The organism is Ralstonia sp. VS2407 (genome assembly GCF_052950655.1).
The window spans coordinates 1-432 of sequence record NZ_JBRFVG010000388.1; the positions used below are offsets into that span (position 1 = coordinate 1).

Annotated in this window: 1 protein-coding gene; it reads left to right on the plus strand. The window is 65.5% G+C overall.

The window, feature by feature from the left end; translation table 11 throughout:
• Nucleotides 1-113: 113 nt before the first annotated feature.
• On the plus strand, nucleotides 114-432 hold a 319-nt coding region (locus ACU8YE_RS25610), incomplete at its 3' end, for a V-type ATP synthase subunit D (protein ID WP_446930428.1).

The following is a 432-nucleotide window of genomic DNA, read 5'->3' on the forward strand; positions in this document are numbered from 1 at the left end:
TTACGGGACCAAGATCGACGAGATGTGGCGGGGCAACCGCATCTGAGGTGTGCGGGAGGGCTTGACCCTCCTTCAGCGCCGCGCCACACTTCAGCAACAGAGGAGGTGAACACATGGCAGGACAGATCAGTCCCACCCGCAGCGCCCTGCTCGCCAGCAAGGCCAGCCTCAAGACCGCGTCGAGCGGCGCGGACCTGCTCAAGCGCAAGCGCGACGCGTTGATCGGTGAGTTCTTTGCGCTCGTCAAGGACGCGCTGGCGGCGCGCGAGCAGCTCGGCGGCGTCAGCAAGGGCGCGTACACCAGCCTGTTCGGGGCCAAAGCCTGGGACAGCCCGGAGGCGGTCGAGAGCCTCAGCCTCGCCGGAACGGGCGACTACGCCATCGATATGCAGATCGAGAGCATCTACGGCGTGAAGGTGCCCAAGATCAACA